Consider the following 3,565-nt stretch of genomic DNA (forward strand, 5'->3'; position numbering starts at 1 on the left):
TGCCAGAGCAACTTGCGGCAGATTGCTATGGCGATCCAGCTCTATACGCAGGACTACGACGGAACCTACCCACTGGAAACATCCGTCGAAGTCCAAAACGGACTACCGACCCAGTTCGATTGGAACCACGCCCTGCTCCCCTATATCAAGGAGCGTCACGTCTTCGAGTGCCCGAGCCATCCGGATCGCGGCCTCGGCGAGAGGCACTATACCTACAACGGCAAGCGCCTAAATACCCTCATTCCCCAACGGCCCACCGCCCTGCGCTTTGGCAATCATGAAGCGAGTCTGCCCTCGACGGCAACCATTTGGTCTATCGTCGACAGCGGCTCAATCGGAGCAGACGGTAGCCTGCACGATCTACGCGAGGTCAGCTCCTCTTGCGGTCGCGCCTTCTTCGGGAACATCCTCCATCGCGGCGGCGGCAATTACTCGTTTCTGGATGGGCACGTGAAGTGGCTCACGCCGGAGTCCGCAGCCGAAACCGAGTGTCAGAGCGGGCCACCGACCCCTTGATGGTTTGTCCCGGTTACGGTTTCCAACGCCCTGCGTAGAATAGTCGGCATGGGCCACATGATCGTCATCCGCCACGAAAACAGCGATAGCGATTCGGCCTTCGAAGCGCTTCTGCACGATCTCGGCTGTTTTTGCACATCCCCCGCCAGTGTAAAATCTGGCGAAAAGCCCCTAATTTTCGTAAGATCCAAGTTATGTTGCCCCCAGTGTCTCTTTTAACAGGGCTACCTTACTCTTCGGAAGTGATGTTCTTAGTAGCATTCCGCCAAAGTCATGGAGTGCCACCAAAAGTGCCTCTGATGCTGCGTCAGCAACCCAGATAAAGATAGCAGAGCTATCTGTTTGCATCTGCGCAGGTAAGTTTCGTAAGAAATCATGATTAGTACTGTCAAAGACAGTGACAGAGCCTGTTGTATCTGCCAATGTCCCTACACTGGCTCCGATCATGCCTCCCAAAATAGGGTTTAAGAAAAGTGTACCGAGCATAATCCCCCAGAAACCATTATTTACCGCTGCTCCTGCGTGTTCCGCAGGAGCAGGTGAATCCAATGGAAACTGATGGACATGGATCGCACCTGCTTCGTCTTTTGTGACGAAGCAGGTGTCGTCTATTTCTAGACAATGATCGGCATGTAGGTGGCGGAGGAGAGTCTGTACCTCTTCCGCCCGGTTTGGGTCGGGGTAAGTAATAGCAATTAGATCACTCATAGCTGTGCCTCAACCGCTTCCCGGCGATCTCACATTTGGTTTTCATCGTATTGACTTTCTAGAGAGAGTGTTGACAAGATTACAGTGCCACACACCAAGTTCCCTCAGTTCTTGGTGCGTGACAATCAACGATGTTGTTGGCGAATCCCCCGTGGTGCCCGAAATACCCCGGAACCACCCCTAGGGAGAACCTTTCGTAGAGGGACGGCCATCCGCCGTTTGAATTCGCCAACAGCATCACGATTCCTTCACTTTAGGGCCACAAGGGCTGCATTTTAGAGTACAGGAAAAGGAGCCTTAAAAACAAAAAAGCGATCTCACTCCCGGTGGAGTAGATCGCTTGCTAGTCTATGGTTTCCCAGGTGACTATGAGTATAGTATACGGCGAAAGCGGCCCCTGGTGCCACAGAGAAACTAGAAGAGTAGAGAGTAGGATAGACCTACTCAGGAGCTACCAGAGGCCAGGAGACTGTATAGAGGAGCATCCTGGCCGGGAATGGAAAGCCTACCTTGTTTCTCTCGTCTCAGTATTGTCTCATGGAAAACCCCGAGTTGAGGCACCATAAGCAGACTTATCGGACGAGGAAGGGAAGGTCGGGGAAGTGGCCGAAATTTACAGCCATGTTTGTTCAGCTCCTGTTTATGGGGTTTAGTGCCTCTTGAGAGCGGGCTTCTTAGTCGGCTCTGCCGTCTTGGGGTTTTCAAGCTCGTACTTCACCTTGAGGTAAAGCGTGAATTGAACCACCGGCTCGATCACGACCGGATTGATCACAGTGTCAAAGTTCTTCGCGTTTAAAGGGTTAAAGAAGAACGTACGGCTCTTGCGCACGCTTTGAATAACGTATTTCTGGCGGTAATAGCCTGCGCTGATATCCTCTGTCTCATAGGCGCTATAGGAGTCGTACTGTTCGGTTGGGTAGTAGATACTGGGTTTCTCCGCATAGATCTGGGGCGACTTTTGCAGCTTGATGCCCAGGAGCTGCTCATGCCGTGTGGTCTTCTGCTTGAGCACCTTGGCAGCTTCCGCCATGAGCTTGTTTTGAACCGCGAGGGGGTTGGTGACAATATAGTCCACCTTGATCAGATCGAAGATCTGTGAGTGAGAGGCAGCCAGAACGAGCCGATCCAAGAGCGCTTTGTCCTTGTAGTGGATGGCAATGTTCTTCTTCAGCTCGAACCCTGAGAGTCGTTCCTTAGCCACCTCGCCGGTCACCTCGAAGCTGTAGATCTTATTCTGTGCCGCGAAGTCCACGAAGAAATCATTGCGGCCTATTCCCAAGGCTTTGAGTTCCTCAGCGAACTGATGGATTGTGGCATCCATTTTCTGGCTGCACTCTGTGGGGGTGGTGCCCTCTTGTGCCAGCGCGAAGACGGCGACATACTCATCGGCTTTGACATTCATCAAGACATTGGCCTCAACGAAAAAGCTGGTGCCGCTGGGAGGGAGCTCGTCGTGGGTGAGCACACGCTTATTGCGCTCGTTCTGCTCCATCTTGGCGCTGCCGCCTGCCTGTTGTGAATAGCCGATATTACCGCCTACCTGTGCCATGGCAACGCTCGAACAGGCACCGAAAACGACAAGAACCAAAATATTTCTCTTCATCAGATGCTCCTTCCCCGCAGGAGGAGTATAGCAGGCATCGTGTCACCAGCGGTCAGCGCCCCCTGTGGCCGATCGTCGAACTTGCTGCTGCCCGGCTCTGAACAAACATGGACATTGTTGCCCAATTCAAATTGGTTAATGGCCTGGTTGGAGGGCGGTAGTCTGGTTGGAGGGCGGTAGTGAAGATGCTCCGGTATTTCGTCGAGGTTAAGGCACGCGCGGCCAGGGAACCGGCAACTTCCCGAGCGGAGAGGCTACAGGGGTAGCAGAGCTCGCCCTAGTGCTCCGTCAATTCCCCGATCACCACCAACGGCCAACCCAGCAAACGATAACAACGCATGCCTCTGTATGTCTTCTCCCTCGGGTTGCTTCGTTGGCCTCTCCAAGGCAACCAGAACACTTCGGGAGAACTATCCGGGTGTTCCAAATCTGGCGTTGAGCGCCTCGGTGATCACGGCAGTGATACTAGTGTCATGCCTCTTGGCCTCAGCGACCCAGTGCATCCTGAGGCGCTTAGGCACCCGAATCGTGAGGTTTACCATCTCCTCGACACCTTGCCTGGAGCTGCTTGAAGCGGGACAGTCTGGCTTTCTGGTAGTGTGACTCCCTCTTCGACTTCCTGCTCCGGCTCGGCAGCTTCCGACTCTCGCGCTTTCTGGATAATGTCCGCATAGCGCGGCGCATTCTTGTCCATATCTCGTTTCCCTTCCCTTTCCTCTAAAACTCAACCCCTCAAAT

5 protein-coding genes are annotated in these 3,565 nt (G+C 53.6%); 1 reads left to right on the forward strand and 4 read right to left on the reverse strand.

What is annotated here, in order from left to right; translation table 11 throughout:
• Positions 1-516: H-X9-DG-CTERM domain-containing protein (locus ACH2EH_RS17365; RefSeq protein WP_395143549.1), on the forward strand; the 516-nt coding region annotated here is incomplete at its 5' end.
• Between the two features lie 192 nt (positions 517-708).
• Here the strand turns inward: ACH2EH_RS17365 and ACH2EH_RS17370 are convergent.
• The 4 genes from ACH2EH_RS17370 to ACH2EH_RS17385 all read right to left on the reverse strand — a co-directional run bounded on the left by ACH2EH_RS17370 (position 709) and on the right by ACH2EH_RS17385 (position 3,521).
• Positions 709-1,224: a DUF1269 domain-containing protein gene (locus ACH2EH_RS17370; protein ID WP_395143551.1), complete on the reverse strand. Its 516-nt coding sequence runs from the start codon at positions 1,222-1,224 to the stop codon at positions 709-711.
• A gap of 649 nt (positions 1,225-1,873) precedes the next feature.
• The gene (locus ACH2EH_RS17375) at positions 1,874-2,827 is read right to left on the reverse strand and encodes an SIMPL domain-containing protein (RefSeq protein ID WP_395143553.1); all 954 of its coding nucleotides are present in this window, start codon (positions 2,825-2,827) and stop codon (positions 1,874-1,876) included.
• A 410-nt stretch (positions 2,828-3,237) separates the two neighbouring features.
• On the reverse strand, positions 3,238-3,369 hold the full coding sequence (locus ACH2EH_RS17380) for a hypothetical protein (protein WP_395143555.1): 132 nt from the start codon (positions 3,367-3,369) through the stop codon (positions 3,238-3,240).
• Positions 3,363-3,521 carry a hypothetical protein gene (locus ACH2EH_RS17385; RefSeq protein ID WP_395143557.1) on the reverse strand — a complete coding sequence of 53 codons (159 nt, stop codon included), beginning with the start codon at positions 3,519-3,521 and terminating at the stop codon, positions 3,363-3,365. Before ACH2EH_RS17385 ends, ACH2EH_RS17380 begins: the two co-directional genes overlap by 7 nt.
• Positions 3,522-3,565: the final 44 nt, after the last annotated feature.

The sequence above is a fragment of the Armatimonas sp. genome, assembly GCF_043760365.1.
Lineage (GTDB): Bacteria > Armatimonadota > Armatimonadia > Armatimonadales > Armatimonadaceae > Armatimonas.

Bases quoted from the DNA above. Each gene is read 5' to 3' on its own strand.
- ACH2EH_RS17370 (WP_395143551.1), bottom strand. From the start codon at position 1,224: ATGAGTGATCTAATTGCTATTACTTACCCCGACCCAAACCGGGCGGAA.
- ACH2EH_RS17375 (WP_395143553.1), bottom strand. From the start codon at position 2,827: ATGAAGAGAAATATTTTGGTTCTTGTCGTTTTCGGTGCCTGTTCGAGC.
- ACH2EH_RS17385 (WP_395143557.1), bottom strand. From the start codon at position 3,521: ATGGACAAGAATGCGCCGCGCTATGCGGACATTATCCAGAAAGCGCGA.
- ACH2EH_RS17380 (WP_395143555.1), bottom strand. From the start codon at position 3,369: ATGGTAAACCTCACGATTCGGGTGCCTAAGCGCCTCAGGATGCACTGG.